Source organism: Pseudoxanthobacter sp. M-2, assembly GCF_046156265.1.
GTDB lineage: Bacteria > Pseudomonadota > Alphaproteobacteria > Rhizobiales > Segnochrobactraceae > CAMDHY01.
Map to the genome: position 1 here is coordinate 595,549 of NZ_JAWDIR010000022.1, position 16,340 is coordinate 611,888.

12 protein-coding genes are annotated in these 16,340 nt (G+C 71.6%); 9 read left to right on the forward strand and 3 right to left on the reverse strand.

The features are described 5' to 3' along the window. Window positions 1–71 precede the first annotated feature (71 nt). On the forward strand, window positions 72–1,739 hold the full coding sequence (locus RUR49_RS14395; RefSeq protein ID WP_409147067.1) for a methyl-accepting chemotaxis protein: 1,668 nt from the start codon (window positions 72–74) through the stop codon (window positions 1,737–1,739). A gap of 12 nt (window positions 1,740–1,751) precedes the next feature. Here the strand turns inward: RUR49_RS14395 and RUR49_RS14400 are convergent, their stop codons facing one another. The 3 genes from RUR49_RS14400 to RUR49_RS14410 all read right to left on the reverse strand — a co-directional run bounded on the left by RUR49_RS14400 (window position 1,752) and on the right by RUR49_RS14410 (window position 7,703). Further along, window positions 1,752–4,130, reverse strand: a complete 2,379-nt coding sequence (locus tag RUR49_RS14400; RefSeq protein ID WP_409147068.1) for a putative bifunctional diguanylate cyclase/phosphodiesterase — start codon at window positions 4,128–4,130, stop codon at window positions 1,752–1,754. Between the two features lie 83 nt (window positions 4,131–4,213). Continuing rightward, window positions 4,214–5,941, reverse strand: a complete 1,728-nt coding sequence (locus RUR49_RS14405) for an ABC transporter ATP-binding protein (RefSeq protein ID WP_409147154.1) — start codon at window positions 5,939–5,941, stop codon at window positions 4,214–4,216. Window positions 5,942–6,203: 262 nt separating this feature from the next. Further along, the gene (locus tag RUR49_RS14410) at window positions 6,204–7,703 is read right to left on the reverse strand and encodes an aldehyde dehydrogenase family protein (RefSeq protein ID WP_409147069.1); all 1,500 of its coding nucleotides are present in this window, start codon (window positions 7,701–7,703) and stop codon (window positions 6,204–6,206) included. A gap of 474 nt (window positions 7,704–8,177) precedes the next feature. On the opposite strand from RUR49_RS14410, the gene RUR49_RS14415 reads away from it, so the two are divergent. From RUR49_RS14415 to RUR49_RS14450, 8 genes are all read left to right on the forward strand, one after another. Next, entirely contained in the window at window positions 8,178–9,182 is a 1,005-nt protein-coding gene (locus RUR49_RS14415; protein WP_409147070.1) for a BMP family protein, read from the forward strand. Between the two features lie 68 nt (window positions 9,183–9,250). Beyond that, a complete protein-coding gene (locus tag RUR49_RS14420) occupies window positions 9,251–9,535 on the forward strand; it encodes a type II toxin-antitoxin system RelE/ParE family toxin (protein WP_409147071.1) in 285 nt (94 codons plus the stop codon). Next, window positions 9,525–9,848 carry a HigA family addiction module antitoxin gene (locus tag RUR49_RS14425; RefSeq protein WP_409147072.1) on the forward strand — a complete coding sequence of 108 codons (324 nt, stop codon included), beginning with the start codon at window positions 9,525–9,527 and terminating at the stop codon, window positions 9,846–9,848. Before RUR49_RS14420 ends, RUR49_RS14425 begins: the two co-directional genes overlap by 11 nt. Before the next feature lie 64 nt (window positions 9,849–9,912). Next, window positions 9,913–11,433 (forward strand): MFS transporter, encoded by a 1,521-nt coding sequence (locus RUR49_RS14430; protein ID WP_409147073.1) that lies wholly within the window; start codon window positions 9,913–9,915, stop codon window positions 11,431–11,433. Further along, window positions 11,430–12,956, forward strand: a complete 1,527-nt coding sequence (locus RUR49_RS14435) for an ABC transporter ATP-binding protein (protein ID WP_409147074.1) — start codon at window positions 11,430–11,432, stop codon at window positions 12,954–12,956. Before RUR49_RS14430 ends, RUR49_RS14435 begins: the two co-directional genes overlap by 4 nt. After that, entirely contained in the window at window positions 12,953–14,032 is a 1,080-nt protein-coding gene (locus RUR49_RS14440; RefSeq protein ID WP_409147075.1) for an ABC transporter permease, read from the forward strand. The genes RUR49_RS14435 and RUR49_RS14440 overlap by 4 nt, the downstream gene beginning before the upstream one ends. Further along, window positions 14,029–14,973: an ABC transporter permease gene (locus tag RUR49_RS14445; protein ID WP_409147076.1), complete on the forward strand. Its 945-nt coding sequence runs from the start codon at window positions 14,029–14,031 to the stop codon at window positions 14,971–14,973. Before RUR49_RS14440 ends, RUR49_RS14445 begins: the two co-directional genes overlap by 4 nt. A gap of 68 nt (window positions 14,974–15,041) precedes the next feature. After that, on the forward strand, window positions 15,042–16,331 hold the full coding sequence (locus RUR49_RS14450; RefSeq protein WP_409147077.1) for an amidohydrolase family protein: 1,290 nt from the start codon (window positions 15,042–15,044) through the stop codon (window positions 16,329–16,331). Window positions 16,332–16,340: the final 9 nt, after the last annotated feature.

Here is a 16,340-nt window from a genome sequence, read left to right on the forward strand (position 1 = left end):
GCCCCCCTGTCGCGGCGCACGCCCGATGCGGGGACCTCCTATCAGCCGTGCACACCCGCCCAGAGATCATCATGACCATTCGCTCGAAGTTGTCGCTTTCGCTCGGCCTGATGCTCGTCGCCCTCGTGGCGATCGCCGCCTCGGGGTTCTACGCCGCCCGCACCGCCCAGAAGGGGCTGGTGACGGTCTATGCCGACCGCGTCGTGCCGCTGGCCGACCTCAAGGCGATCGCCGATGCCTATGCCGTGAACATCGTCGACGCGGCCCACAAGGTGCGCAACGGCAACATCGGCAGCGAAGCGGGCATCGCCGCCATCGACGCGGCCCGCAGCGACATCGAGCGCCTGTGGGCCGCCTACGAACTGACCTACATGGACGCCGACGAGCGGGCGCTCGCCGACCGGGCCAAAGGGTTGAAGACGATCGCCTCCGCCGAGGTGGAGGCGCTCGTCGCCATCCTGCGCAGCAACGACACGGCCGCCCTCGACGCGTTCGTGATCGACCGCCTCTACCCGGCGATCGACCCGATCTCCGAGGCGATCAGCGCGTTGATCGGCCTGCAGGTGTCGGTGTCGAAGCAGGTCTACGACACCGTCGAGCGGGCCTACGAACTCGCCACGGCCGTGATGGTCGCCACCATCGCACTCGGGCTCGGGGCGCTCGCCTTCTCGCTGTGGACGGCGTTCGCCGGCGTCATCGGTCCGATCGGGCGCATGACGGACGCGATGCTCAGGCTGTCGCGCCGGGAGGCGGGGGTGGTGGTGCCCGAGCTCGGGCGTACCGACGAGGTCGGCGCGATGGCCGAGGCGCTCGCCGTCTTCAAGGCGACCGGCGAGGAGGCCGACCGCCTGCGCGCCGAGCAGGTGGCGGCCGAGGAGGCCGCGCGCCTCGCCCGGGCCGCCAACATGGAGAAGGTCGCCGTGCTCGACGGCCAGGTCTCGGCCGTGGTGCGCACCGTCGCCGCCGCGGTGAGCCAGCTGAAGGCGAGCGCCGCCTCGATGAGCTCCGCCGCCGAGGAGACCACCGCTCAGTCGACCGCCGTCTCCGCCGCCGCCGAGGAGGCGACGGCGAGCGTGCAGACGGTCGCCACCGCCGCCGAGGAGCTCGCCGGTTCGGTGCGCGAGATCGGGGCGCAGGTCACCCATGCCGCCGCGATCGCCGGCGAGGCGACGAGCCAGGCGAGCGGCACGGCGGCCCTCGTCAAGGGCCTCTCCGACAGCGCCGAGCGCATCGGCCAGGTGGTGAGCCTGATCGAGACGATCGCCGCCCAGACGAACCTGCTCGCCCTCAACGCGACGATCGAGGCGGCCCGCGCCGGCGAGGCCGGCAAGGGCTTCGCGGTGGTGGCGCAGGAGGTGAAGACGCTCGCCGAACAGACCGCCCGGGCGACCGGCGAGATCTCCACCCAGATCGCGGCGGTGCAGGGCGCCACCGGCCAGGTGGTCGGGGCGATCGAGGCGATCACCGCGACGATCAAGCGGGTCGACGAGGTGTCGAACACCATCGCCGCGGCGGTGGAGGAGCAGGGTACGGCGACCGGCGAGATCGCCGAGAGCGTCCACCAGGCGGCGAGCGGCACCCAGCAGGTGTCGTCGAACATCAGCGGCGTGCGCCAGGCCGCCGACCAGACCGGCCGCGTCTCCTTCGAGGTGGCGAAGGCCGCCAACGACCTCGACGAGCAGGCGGTGGCACTGCGCGGCCTGTTCGACAGCTTCGTCGCGCAGGTCCGCGCGGCCTGAGGGCGCGCGCAGCTAGAGGGTGACGGCCGCCGGGGCGTCCTCGCCGCCGGCGCCTGTCCGCGGCGTGCCGCCGGAATCTGTACGCGGCTTGCCGCCGGATTCTGTCCCCGGCGTGCCGCCGGCTTGGGCGAGGCGGCGGGTGAGGTCGTCGGCCGCGAGCGGCGGCGACAGCAGGAAGCCCTGCAGCAGATCGCACCCGGCGCTGAGCGCCGCGTCGCGATCGGCGGGACGCTCGATCCCCTCGCCGACCACCCGGAGGCCGATCGCCCGGCCGAGCGTGACGACGGCGCCGAGCACCGCCGGTCCGGCCGGGCTCGGCGCGGCCGGCGCGCCGGGGGGCGGCGAGCCGAGCGCCGGCGCTTCCGCCACCCGGTCCACCCCCGGCCCCAGCACCGGCGTCGCCATGGCGGCGGCGGCGACCAGCGAGGCATCGATCTTGACGATGTCCACCGGCAGGCGGGAGAGTCGCGACAGGTTGGAGTAGCCGGCGCCGAAATCGTCGATCGCCACGGTGATACCGAGGCCGCGCAGGGCGGCCAGCGCCCCGGCGAGGTCGTCGCTGCCGGCGAAGGCCTGTTCCGTCACCTCGATGATCAGCCGCGACGGCGGCAGCCCCGCGCCCTCCAGCACATCGGCGAGGCGGCCCGCGAAGGTCGGGGTGACGAGATCGGCGGGCGAGACGTTGACGGAGACGGCGATGCCGGCCCAGCCGGCGGCGTCGCGGGCGGCGTGGCCGATGACGCGGTCGGTGAGGCGCCCGATGACGCCGCTCGCCTCGGCGATGGGGACGAACTCCGACGGGGCGACGCTCGCGCCGTCCTCGCGCCGCCAGCGCGCCAGCGCCTCGACGGCGACGATGGTGCCGTTGCGGTCGAAGATCGGCTGATAGGCGAGGGCGATGCCGTCGGCGGCGATGGCGGCGGCGAGATCTTCGCGCAGCTGGCGATGGCGCCTGACCCGATCGCTCATCGCCTCGTCGTAGGCGCGGCGGCCGCCGCCCGGCAGTTGCTTCGCCTCGAAGAGCGCAACGTCGGCCTGACGGAAGAGCTCGGACCCGTCGATCTCCGCATCGGTCGTGAAGGCGGTGCCGACCGAGGCGGAGGCGGGGAACTCGCTGCCGCGCACCTCCACCGGCACCCGCATCGCCGCCACCAGGCGGGCGGCGAGGAGCTCGGCCTCCTCGGGCGTGGCGATCCCCGCCACCAGAATGGCGAACTCGTCGCTGCCGAGGCGGGCGACGCACGCGTCCAGGGGAGCGAAGCTCTTCAGACGCAGGGCGATCTCGCGCAGGTAGGCGTCGCCCATGGCATGGCCGAAACGGTCGTTGACGCCCTTGAAGTCATCGAGGTCGACCGCGTGAAGGGCGACCCCGCGGCCCGGGCCGCTTGCGGCGAGCCAGGCGTGGGCGGTGTCGAGCAGCACGCGGCGGTTGGCGAGGCCGGTGAGAGCGTCGTGGCTCGCGAGGGTGGCGGTGGTGCCGGCGAGCGCGGTCGCCTCCTCGCGGCTCGCGAGCAGCCGCGAGGACGTCCGCCACAGGCCGGCGAGCACGGCGATCGTCAGCACCAGGACCGCCAGGGCGGCGAGCGTGAAGCCGGCGGAAACGTCGGCGAGGATATGGGCGCCCGGCCGCTGCGGGGTCCAGACGAGGAAGGCGAGCGGCGTGCCGGTGCCGTCGCGCAGCGCCACGAAGGTCTGCTCCGACGTCGCCGGCGGCATGCTCTCGAAATGCGCACCGGCGAGCTGGTAGTCGCGCACCAGCGCGTCGAGGAAGGCGCGGTCGAGATATTTGACGCTGACGAGCAGGAAGGGCCGGGCGCCGCTGCGCAGGGCATCGTCCTCCGGCACGATCGTCATCACCGCGGCGACGGATGGCCGGCCGTCGACGATGGTGACGGCCGCCTCGGACGCGAAGGCCGGCAGCTCCGCACGCTCCTCGACCGGGGCCCGGAGCCGGGCGTCGGAGCGGGCGCGAACGGCCTCGATCAGCGGCTCCAGGTCCTCGCGGACGCGACCGAAATGCCGGAGCTCGACGAGCTTGCCCTCGCTCGAGGCGTAGATCGGCTGGTCGTCCTCGCGCAGGATGTAGGTGAGGTTGTGCCCGAAGTATTCGAACATCCAGGCGCCGAAGTTGACGTGCGTCCACGCCTCGTCGAAGGCGAGCTGGATGTTCTGGACGGAATCATCCCAGATCGCGACGCTGCGCTGTTCCTTCGAGACCTCTTCGACACGCTCGCGGGTGGCGGTGCCGAGCAGCATGGTCTCGCCGACGACGGCGGCCTCGTCGGCGCCGCGCACGGCGGCAAACAGCACGACGACGGCGAGCACGAGCGAACCGGCGAGCAGGGCCACGACCGGCAGCACGACACGCAACAGGAAACGCGACACGCTCATGAACGAAATCCCGCGCTCCGGCTGGAAGCGCCGATTGCTTCCTTAAGACAGCGGGGCGGCGGGGGCCAGCGTCGCGCGTGCGCTCACACCATGCCGGCGCCGTACTGGGCGTCGTGCAGGCGGCGGTAGACGCCGCCGGCGGAGACGAGGTCGCGGTGGCGGCCCTGTTCGACGATGCCGCTCTCGTCGACGACGACGATGCGGTCGGCGTCGCGGATGGTGGCGAGACGGTGGGCGATGACGAGCGTCGTGCGGCCCTCGGCGAGCTCGGCCAGCGACTGCTGGATCGCCCGCTCGGTCTCGGTGTCGAGGGCGGAGGTGGCCTCGTCGAGGATGAGGATCGGCGGGTTCTTCAGGAACATGCGGGCGATGGCGAGGCGCTGCTTCTGGCCGCCGGAGAGCTTGACGCCGCGCTCGCCGATGACGGTGTCGAGGCCCTTCGGCAGCGCCGCCACCACCGCGTCGAGATGGGCGCGGCGGGCGGCGTCGAGGATGTCGGCCTCGCTCGCGCCGAGGCGGCCGTAGGCGATGTTGTCGCGCAGGGTGCCGGCGAACAGGAAGACGTCCTGCTGGACGATGCCGATCTGGCCGCGCAGGGAGGCGAGGGTCATGTCGCGGATGTCGATGCCGTCGATCGAGATCGAGCCGCCGGTGACCTCGTAGAAGCGCGGCAGGAGCGAGCAGATCGTCGTCTTGCCGGCGCCCGACGGGCCGACGAAGGCGATGGTCTCGCCGGCGTGGATCGCGAGATCGATGCCGGACAGCACCGGCCGGCCGCCGCCCTTGTAGGAGAAGGAGACGTTCGAATAGCGGATGTCGCCCTTCAGGCCGGCGACCGCGACGGCGCCCGGGCGGTCGACGATGTCGGGCTCGGTGTCGAGGAACTCGAGGTAGCGGCGGAAGCCGGCGATGCCCTTCGGATAGGTCTCGATGACGGAGTTGATCTTCTCGATTGGCCTGACGAAGACGTTGACGAGCAGCAGGAAGCCGACGAAGCCGCCGGCGGTGAGCTGGTCCGTCAGCACGAAGTAGCTACCGGCGACCATGACGATCATCTGGGTGAGGCGCAGCGAGACGTAGTTGAGGGCGTTGGTGAACGCCATCAGCTTGTAGGCCTCGAGCTTGGTCGTCCGGTAGTTCTGGTTGTCGACGGAAAACAGCCGCTTCTCGTGCGCCTCGTTGGCGAAGGCCTGGACGACGCGGATGCCGCCGACGTTCTCCTCGATGCGGGCGTTGAAGTCGCCGACGCGGTTGAACAGCGTGCGCCAGTTGGCGGTCATGCGGCCGCCATAGTGGGCGGTGACCCAGACGATCAGCGGCACCACCGCGGCGGTGACGAGGGCGAGCGGCACGCTGACATAGAGCATCAGGATGAAGGCGCCGACAAACGTCATCACGGCGATGAAGACGTCCTCGGGGCCGTGGTGCGCGACCTCGCCGACTTCTTCCAGGTCCTTGGTCAGGCGGCCGACGAGGCGGCCGGTCTTCTGGTTGTCGAAGTAGGCGAAGGAGAGCTTCTGCAGGTGCTCGAACGCCTTGCGGCGCATCTCGGTCTCGATGTTGATACCGAGCATGTGGCCCCAGTAGATGACGATCGCCATCAGGCCGGAGTTGACGAGATAGATGAACAGCAGCCCGGCCGAGGCGATGGCGACGAGCGCCCAGTCCTGGCTCGGCAGCAGGCGGTCGACGAACAGCTTGACGGCGATCGGGAAGCCGAGCTCGAGCAGGCCGGAGAGAACGGCGCAGCCGAAATCGAGCAGGAACAGCCCGCGGTGCGGCCGATAGTAGGCGAAGAAGCGCGGCAGCAGCGCGCGCACGCGCGGCTCTGGCCCGGGGATGGCGGTCATCGTGTGGCGTCCGAAACGGTGACGGCGGCCGGTCGGCCCCGATGCACCCCACCCTCCGGAGTCATTCCCGGCCTCGTGCCGGGAACCCACAGGTACGGCGGGACAGTGGTTGTGGGCTTGTCCGCAACGCTATCGCTCGCAGCGAGCCATGGGTTCCCGGCACAAGGCCGGGAATGACTCCCAACAGTGAACAATGACGCAGATACGGGCGTGGCCTTGGGCATCAGATCTCGAACTTGATGCCCTGGGCGAGCGGCAGGGCGCGGGAGTAGTTCACCGTGGCGGTCTGGCGGCGCATGTAGCCCTTCCAGGAATCGGAGCCCGACTCGCGGCCGCCACCGGTCTCCTTCTCGCCGCCGAAGGCGCCGCCGATCTCCGCCCCCGACGGGCCGATGTTGACGTTGGCGATGCCGCAGTCGGAGCCGGCCGCCGACAGGAACGCCTCGGTCTCGCGCACGTCGGTGGAGAAGATGCAGGAGGAGAGCCCCTGCGGCACGCCATTCTGCAGCGCGATCGCCTCGTCGAGTGTGCTGTAGCGCAGCACGTAGAGGATCGGCGCGAAGGTCTCGTGGCGGACGATGTCGGTCTGGCCGGGCATCTCGACGATGGCGGGCCGCACGTAGAACGCCTCGGGGAAGCGGTCCTCCAGCACGCGGCCGCCGCCGTGGACGGTGCCGCCGTCGGCGCGGGCCGCCTCCAGCGCCCGCTCCATGCCCTCGAAGGCGGCGCGGTCGACGAGCGGGCCGACGAGGGTGCCGGCCTCGAGCGGGCTGCCGACCGGCAGGCCGGCATAGGCCGACGCAAGCCGCTGCACGAGGCCGTCCGCGACGCTCTCGTGGACGATCAGGCGGCGGAGCGACGTGCAGCGCTGGCCGCAGGTGCCGACGGCGGAGAACACCACCGCCCGCACCGCCATCTCGAGATCGGCGGAGGGCGCGACGATCATGGCGTTGTTGCCGCCGAGCTCGAGGATCGAGCGGCCGAAGCGCTCGGCCACCTTCGGGCCGACCATGCGGCCCATGCGGGTGGAGCCGGTGGCCGAAACGATCGGCACCTTCGGGCTCTCCACCAGCGCCTCGCCGACGGCACGGCCGCCGATGACGATGCCGGCGAGGCCCGCGGGCGCATCGCCGAAGCGGGCGAGCGCGCGCTCGAAGATCTTCATGGTGGCGAGCGCCGTCAGCGGCGTCTTCTCCGACGGCTTCCAGATCACCGGGTCGCCGCAGACGAGCGCCAGCGCCGCGTTCCACGACCACACCGCGACGGGGAAGTTGAAGGCGGTGATGATCGCGCACGGCCCCATCGGGTGCCAGGTCTCGCGCATCGTGTGGCCCGGCCGCTCGGAGGCGATGGTGAGCCCGTGCAGCTGGCGCGACAGCCCGACCGCGAGGTCGCAGATGTCGATCATCTCCTGCACCTCGCCGAGGCCCTCCTGCAGGATCTTGCCGGCTTCCAGCGAGACCAGCCGGCCGAGTTCGGCCTTCGATGCCCGCAGTTCCTCGCCGAGCAGGCGGACGAGTTCGCCGCGGCGCGGCGCAGGCGTGTCGCGCCAGGCGGGGAAGGCGCTCGCGGCGGCTGCGATCACCGCCTGCACCTCGTCGGCGGTGTGCTCCTTCAGCCGGGCGAGCGCGGCGCCGTCGACCGGCGAGCGGACGGCGAGCGTGCCGCCGGTGAGGGAGGCGGCGTCGAGGCCGCAGGCGGCGAGAACATCTTGGTGGCTCATCGAACTTCCTCGCGACGGCCGGGGCCGGGCGCATGTCGATCGAGCGCATGCGCCGGGCGGGGCCGACCTCGTGTGTGATTGCCGTGGTTTTGCACCCGCCGAGGGCAGGCGCGCCACTAAAAAAGGCGGCCCGGACGCGCCGTGCGGGCCGACCGGGCCGAGTTCAGGGAGGAGCCGTCGCGCCGCCCGAGGCTTCGCGCACCCTCGCCCGAAGCGGCGTGGAGGTCGCGGAGCCAGGCGACCATCCGCATTGTCCGCCGAAATGCCGATCACGGCCGAACACGTCGCGGTGAGCGGTAGCTCCCTGTGGACAAGCGGTGCACGCGCTCCGTGGCGGCCCGGAACTTGCGACGAAGCGGCCTTCGCGCCGCCGCCGCTCTCGGCTAGGCTCAAGGGCAGGCGACGAGGCCGCCCCGGGGCGGTGGGAAATCGGGAGTGGCCGCCGCGCGGCCGGAAAATGGGGAGCGTTTCGACATGACGTCAAAGCTGACCGGGCTGACCCGCCGCGCCGCGCTGATGGCGGCCGGCCTTCTCGCCGCCGTGGCCGTTGCCGGCGGGCCGGCGGACGCCGCCGAGAAGCCGATCAAGGTGGCGGCGATCTACACCGTGCCGGTCGAGCAGCAGTGGGTGAGCCGCATCCACCAGGCGCTGAAGGAGGCCGAAGCGCGCGGCGACGTCACCTACACGTTCTCCGAGAACGTCGCCAACACCGACTATGAGCGCGTCATGCGCCAGTATGCGAGCGAGGGGGCGAACCTCGTCGTCGGCGAGGTGTTCGGCGTCGAGCGCGCCGCCCGCAAGGTGGCGGCCGACTTCCCCAACACCGCCTTCCTGATGGGCTCGTCGTTCGGGCCTTCGGAGCCGAACTTCTCGGTGTTCGACAACTTCATCCAGGAGCCGTCCTACCTCACCGGCATGATCGCCGGCGCGAGCACCAAGTCGAACGTCATCGGCATGGTCGGCGGCTACCCGATTCCGGAAGTGAACCGGCTGATGAACGCCTTCATGGACGGCGCGCTGTCGGTCAACCCGGACGCCAAGTTCATGGTGACGTTCATCAATTCCTGGTACGACCCGCCGAAGGCGAAGGAAGCCGCCTTCGCGATGATCGATAAGGGCGCCGACGTGATGTACGCCGAGCGCTTCGGCGTCTCCGACGCCGCCAAGGAGCGCGGCGTCTACGCCATCGGCAACGTCATCGACACGGCGCCGGAATATCCGGGCACGGTGATCGCCTCGGCGCTCTGGCACATGGAGCCGACGATCGACCGGGCGGTGAAGGCCGTGCTCGACGGCGAGTTCGAGCCGGAGGACTACGGCAAGTATTCCTTCGTCCAGTACGGCGGCGGCTCGCTCGTCTTCGACGAGAAGATCGTTTCGCCTGAGATCGCGGCGAAGGTCGATGCGCAGTTCAACGAGATCAAGAGCGGCATGTTCCGCGTGAACATCAACGACAGCGAGCCGAAGCCGACGATGTGAGGGGAGCCATCGCCTGGTGGTCACCGCCAGGCGGCGGTTGACATCTGTAAGGCAAGACCTTACACATCATGATCGTCAGCTTCCGGAGCCGTGCGCTCAAGCGATACTGGACGAAAGGCGACGAGAGCGGCCTGCGCCCCGATTGGCGCGGCCGCATCAGGCGTCAGTTGCTGGTGCTCGAACAGGCGCACGGGCCCGAGGAAGCCGACCTGCCGGGCTGGGGCTTTCACACGCTGCGAGGCGATCAGGCGGGGCGCTACGCCTTGCTGGTGTCGCGCAACTGGCGGCTGACGTTCGGGTGGGACGGGCACGACGCCGTCGAACTCGATCTGGAGGACTATCATGGCGGCTGAGACGCTGAGGCACCCGTCGATCGAGCCGGCGCATCCTGGCGAAATCCTGCGCGAGGACGTTCTTCCCGGGCTCGGCCGCAGCAAGGCGGAAATCGCCAGGCTTCTCGGCATTTCCCGGCAGACGCTCTACGACATCCTTAACGAACGGCAGCCGGTCTCGCCGACGGTGGCCGTGCGGCTCGCCAAGCTCGTCGGCGGGAGTGCGGGAACCTGGGTCCGGCTGCAGGCCGACTACGACGTCCGCAGGGCGGAGCGCGAGGTCGATGTCTCCGCCATCCCCACCCTCCGCGCCGATCGCCAGGCCGCCGCCTGAGCCACCCAGCCCGGGCTTTCCGCCTCCCGCCTCCCTCGACCACCCTCTCCGGGCGGAGATCTCCTTGTTCAGCCAGGATCGCAGGTCCGGAGTAACCGCTGCCACGTGGCCCGACCGCATTGCGCGGTGGGAGCCGGCGCCGCTGCCGGCGCTCGCCGCCTCGCCGCGGTGGCCGTGGTATGTCGTGGCGACGACGTGCATCGGCGCGTTCCTCGGGCAGCTCGATGCGAGCATCGTGCAGCTCGCCCTGCCGACGCTCGAGCGCAGCTTCGACGCGCGGCTCGGGACGGTGAGCTGGGTGGCGATCGGCTACCAGCTCGCCTTCGCCGCGGCGCTGCCGATCTTCGCCCGCCTCGCCGACATCGCCGGGCGCAAGATCCTCTACATCCTCGGCTTCGCGCTCTTCGCGATCGGCTCGGCCGGCTGCGCGATGGCACCGAACCTCGAGACGCTGATCGCCTGCCGGCTCCTGCTCGGCATCTCCGGCGCGCTCGCCGGGGCGAACAGCATCGTCATCCTGGTGCGCAGCGCCGGACCGGAGCGGCGGGCGACCGCCATGGGCGTGTTCGCCGCCGCCCAGGCGATCGGCGTCTGCCTCGGCCCCGTGCTCGGCGGCCTGCTGCTCGACCTCTTCGACTGGCGGGCGGTGTTCTGGGTGGGCGTGCCGATCGCCGCTGTGGGCGCCGTCGCCGCCTTTCTCGTGGTGCCGAAATCCGGGCCGGCGGGCGAAGGCGGCCTCGACGGCTGGGGGGCGCTGCTGCTCATCCCGGCCCTCGCCGCACTCCTGCTCGCCATCACCCAGGCCGACCGCTGGGGGCTCGGCTCCGCCGCCTTCCTCGGCTGCATGGTCGCGGTGCCGGTGCTGCTGGCCGCGTTCGTCTGGCGCGAGCGCCGCGCCCGCCACCCGCTGATCAAGCTCGAGCTCCTGGCGACGCCGGCCTTCGCCGGCGGCATGGTGGCGACCGCCTCGGCCTATGCCGTGCTCTACGGCATGTTCTTCCTGATGTCGTTCGCGCTGGTGCGCGGCTTCGGCGCCTCGCCGCTGGAAGCGGGGCTCCGCCTCGTCATCATCCCGCTGGCGCTGGCGCTGGTGGCACCGTTCAGCGGCCGGGTCGGGACGCGCTTCGGCGAGCGGCGCACGCTCGTGGTGGCGATGACGACGGCGGCGGCGGCGATCCTCGTGCTCGCCTCCGCGGTGGCTCCGGGCGGCTTCGACCTCGCGGTGCGCCTCGCCGCGCTCGCTGTCTTCGGCGGGTCGCTCGGGCTGTTCATCGCCCCCAACAACAACATGACGCTGAAGGCCGCACCCGAGCACCTCACCGGCTCGGCCGGCGGCCTCCTCAACCTGATGCGAATGATCGGGTGCGGCCTCGGCATTGCGTTTGCCTCCGCCGTGCTGTCGTGGCGCCTCGGCACCAGCGGCGGCGCGACGACGGTCGGCGTCGACGAGGCGGTGCTGCTTTCGGCCGTCGCGGGCAGCCTGCTGGTGCCGGCGGCCTTCGCGCTGATCGCCGCGGCGGCGGCGCTGCTGCATCGGCGCGACGAGGCGCGGGCCGCCGAGCCGGCCGCGGGGGCGCAACAATGACGGTGCCGGTGCTCGCCATCGACGGCGTGACGAAGCGGTTCGGGCCGCTCGTCGCCAACGACCAGATCTCCCTCGACCTCGGCCGCGGCGAGGTGCTGGCGCTGCTCGGCGAGAACGGCGCCGGCAAGACGACGCTGATGTCGATCCTGTTCGGCCACTACGTCGCGGACGAAGGCGAGGTGCGCGTCGCCGGCCCGGACGGGGCGATGGTGGCGCTGCCGCCGGGCTCGCCGAAGGCGGCGATCGCCGCCGGCATCGGCATGGTGCACCAGCACTTCGCGCTCGCCGATGCGCTGACCGTCCTCGACAACGTCATGCTCGGCACCGAGCCGCTGTGGCGGCCGTGGCGCGACACCGGCCCGGCGCGGGCGAAGCTCGAAAGGCTGATGGCGGAGTGCGGGCTCACCGTGGACCTGTCGGCCCGCACCGGCGCGCTGTCGGTCGGCGAGCGGCAGCGGGTGGAGATCCTCAAAGCCCTCTACCGCGACGCCCGCATCCTCGTGCTCGACGAGCCGACCGCGGTGCTGACGCCGCAGGAGGCGGAGGGGCTGTTTGCGACGCTGAAGGTGCTGACGGGGAAGGGCCTCGCGGTGATCTTCATCAGCCACAAGCTCGGCGAGGTGCTGGCGGTGGCCGACCGCGTCGCCGTGCTGCGCCAGGGCCGCAAGGTCTACGAGGCGGCGAACCGCGGCCTCGACCGGGCGGGTCTCGCCGAGGCGATGGTCGGCCGGCCGCTGACGCCGCCCGCCCGTTCGCCGGGCACGCCGGGGCGATCGGTGCTGCAGCTCGCCGGCGTGACGGTCGCCGGCCGCGGCGGGCGGGCGGGGCTCGTCGACGCGAACCTTTCCGTGCGGGCCGGCGAGATCGTCGGCGTCGCCGGCGTGTCCGGCAACGGCCAGGAGGCGCTGGCGAACGTCATCTCCGGGCTCGTGGCCGCGACGGCAGGCTCGGTGACGGTCGACGGCGTGGCGCTTTCCGCCGACCCGCGCGCGGCGGTGGCGGCGGGCGTCGGGCGAATCCCGGAGGACCGCCACCGCGACGGCGTCGTCGGCGACATGAGCGTCGAGGAGAACCTGGTGCTCGAGGGCCTGCGCGGGCCGGCGACGCAGCGCCGCGGCCTCCTGCAGTTCCGCGACATCCGCCGCCGCGCGGTGGCGGCGATCGAGGCCTATGACGTGCGCTGCCCCGGCCCGACGGCGCGGGTGCGGCTCTTGTCCGGCGGCAACATGCAGAAGCTGGTGCTCGCCCGGGCGCTGATCCCGGAACCGAAGCTGGTGCTCGCCGCCCAGCCCTCGCGCGGCCTCGACGTCGGCGCGACAGGGGCCGTGCACGCCCGCCTGATCGAGGCGCGCGGCCGCGGCGCGGCGGTGCTGCTGATCACCGAGGACCTCGACGAGCTCCTGGCGCTGTCCGACCGCGTCGTCGTGCTCTTCCATGGCCGGCTGACGGAGGCGGGCGAAAACCGTGATCTCGACATCCGCCGCATCGGGCTGATGATGGCGGGACAGGAGGTGCCGGCATGATCCGGCTCGAGCCGCGCACCCGCATTTCGCCGGCGCTGGCGCTGGGCGTGCCGGTGGCGGCGGTGGTGGTGGCGCTGCTGCTCGCCGCGGTGCCGCTCGCCTTCGCAGGCGTGCCCGTCGGGGCGGCGTTCGTGCTGATGGCGCAGGGGGCGGCGGGGTCGGTCTATGCGCTGACCGAGACGCTGACGCGGGCGACGCCGCTCATCTTCACCGGGCTTGCCGCCGCCGTCGCCTTCCGGGCACGGCTCTGGAACATCGGCGCCGAGGGGCAGCTATATGCCGGGGCGCTGGCGACGGTGGCGATCGGCGCCGGTGCTGTGACGCTGCCGCCGGTGCTCATGATCCCGCTCGTCGCGGTCGCCGGCGCGGCGGCGGGCGCGGTGATGATGCTGGTGCCGACGCTGCTCAAGACCCGCTTCGGCGTCGACGAGGTGGTGACGACGCTGCTCTCGAACTTCATCGTCATCCTGTTCGTCTCGATGATGCTCGACGGGGCGCTGAAGGACCCGATGGGCGGCGGCTGGCCGCAATCGGCGCCGGTGCTGCCGGAGGCGGAGCTGCCGCGGCTCGTCAGCCAGACGCGGCTGCACGCCGGATTGCTCGCGGCGCTGGCCGCCGCCGTGCTGATCTGGGCGTTCGACCGCTTCACGGTGTGGGGCTTTGAGGCCCGTGCCGTCGGGCTGAACCCGGCCGGCGCGCGCTTTGCCGGCATCCGGGTGAACGCCACCTTCGTGCGGGTGGCGATCCTGTCCGGCGCGCTCGCAGGGCTCGCCGGGGTCTCGGAGGTGGCGGGGCTGAAGGGCAACCTCACCCAGGACCTGTCGCCGGGCTTCGGCTACACCGGCATCGTCGTCGCCATGCTCGCCATGCTGCACCCCCTCGGCGTGGTGGTGGCGGCGGTGTTCATGGCCGGCGTGTTCGTCGGCGCCGACACGATGGGCCGCACGCTCGGGGTGTCGAGCTACATCGCCAACCTCATCGTGGCGCTGTCGCTTCTGACGATGCTGGTCGGCCAGTTGTTCCTGCAGTGGAAGGTCGGCTGGCGCGGGCGGCCGGCCGCGGGAGGGCGGGCATGATCGAGGCGCTCGACATGCTGGCGACCGTCGCCTTCTGGATCGCGGCGCTGCGCATCGCGACGCCGCTGATCTTCGGCGTGATCGGCGAGCTCGTCTGCGAGCGGGCGGGTGTGCTCAACCTCGGCATCGAGGGGATCATGACGGCCGGTGCCATGGCCGGCTGGATGAGCGTCTATTTCGGCGCCGATCTGTGGACGGGCGTGGTTGTGGCGGCCCTCGTCGGCGCGTCGCTCGGGCTACTGCACGCACTGCTCACCGTCGTGCTCGGGCGCTCGCAGCACGTCACCGGCATCGGCATCACGCTGTTCGCGTCCTCCGGCAGCTACTTCCTCTACCGGATGATCCTGCCGGACGTGTCGTCGCCGCCGCGCATCGAGCCGTTCCAGCCGGTCGGCTGGGCGTGGCTGGAGGCGATCCCGTTCATCGGGCCGATCCTCGCCGGCCAGACGGCGCTGACCTTCCTGGCGCTGGCGCTCGCCGCCGTCGTGTCGTTCGTGCTGTGGAAGACGCCGGCGGGGCTCGCCGTTCGGGCGGTCGGCGAGAACCCGGCGGCGGCGGAGGCGCAGGGCATCGACCCGACGCGGGTGCGGATCCTCGCCGTCGTCGCCGGCTCGGCGATCATGGCGATCGGCGGGGCGTTCCTGACGATGTCGGCCTTCAACGCCTTCTTCTTCGAGATGATCGCCGGGCGCGGCTGGATCGCGCTGGCACTCGTCGTCTTCGGCTCGTGGATGCCCGGCAAGGCGGTGCTCGGCGCCATCCTGTTCGGCGCCTTCGACGCCTTCCAGGTGCGCCTGCAGCAGGCGATGGGTGGCGCCATCCCGCACCAGATCTTCCTGATGCTGCCCTACGTGCTGTCGATCGTCGCGCTCGTCGTGGTGTCGCGCCGCGCCGCCGTGCCGAAGGCGCTGATGATCCCGTATGTGAAAGGGCAGCGGTGACGCTGCCGACCCTGTGAACGCGCAGCGCTGATGCGCCCCCTGGTGATGTGCCCCTCGAGGAGTTGTCCATGCTCGACCTGATCGTCCGCCGCGCCAACCTGCCCGACGGGCGCACCGGCATCGACATCGCCGTCAAGGACGGCCGCATCGTCGAGACGGCGACGGCGATCGGCACGGCGGCGGCGCGCGAGATCGACGCCACCGGCCGGCTGGTGACGCCGCCGTTCATCGACATCCACTTCCACATGGACGCGACGCTGTCGCTCGGGCTGCCGCGGCTCAACACCTCCGGCACGCTGCTGGAAGGCATCGCGCTGTGGGGCGAGCTGAAGCCGATCCTGACCCAGGAGGCGGTGCTGGAGCGGGCGCTGCGCTACTGCGACCTCGCGGTGGCGCAGGGCCTGCTGGCCGTGCGCACCCACGTCGACGTCTGCGACGATCGGCTGCTGGCGGTGGAGGCGCTTCTGGAGGCGAAGAAGCGCGTCGCCCCCTATCTCGACCTGCAGCTCGTCGCCTTCCCGCAGGACGGCTACTACCGCTCGCCGACGGCGGTCGCGAACCTCGAGCGGGCGCTCGACATGGGCGTCGACGTGGTCGGCGGCATCCCGCACTTCGAGCGGACGATGGCGGACGGCGCCGCCTCGGTGCGGGCGCTGTGCGAGATCGCCGAGAAGCGCGGGCTGTTGGTCGACATGCACTGCGACGAGAGCGACGACCCGTGGTCGCGCCATATCGAGGCGCTGACGGCGGAGACGGTGCGGCTCGGCCTGCAGGGCCGCGTCACCGGCTCGCACCTCACCTCGATGCACTCCTTCGACAACTACTATGCCTCCAAGCTCATCGCGCTGATGGCCGAGGCGAACATGCGGGTGATCTCCAACCCCTTGATCAACATCACCATCCAGGGCCGCCACGACACCTATCCGAAGCGCCGCGGCATGACGCGGGTGCCGGAGCTGAAGGCGGCGGGGCTGACGGTCGCCTTCGGCCAGGACTGCACGATGGACCCCTGGTACTCGCTCGGCCACGCCGACATGCTGGAGGTCGCCCACATGGGACTGCACGTCGCCCAGCTGACCGGCCTCGACGCCATGCGCGGCTGCTTCGAAAGCGTCACCACCGCGCCAGCAACGATCTTCGGGCTCGAGGGTTACGGGCTCGAGGCCGGCTGCAACGCCGACTTCGTCGTGCTGGACGCCCGCGATCCGATCGAGGCGATCCGGCTGAAGGCGAACCGGCTCGCCGTGGTGCGGCGGGGGAACGTGATCGCCGAAGGGCCGCCGCGCGTCTCGACGCTGTCGATCGAGGGGCGTCCGGCGCGGGTGGCGGCGGCAGAGTATGCGCCGCGGCTCGGCTGAGAGGGAGGG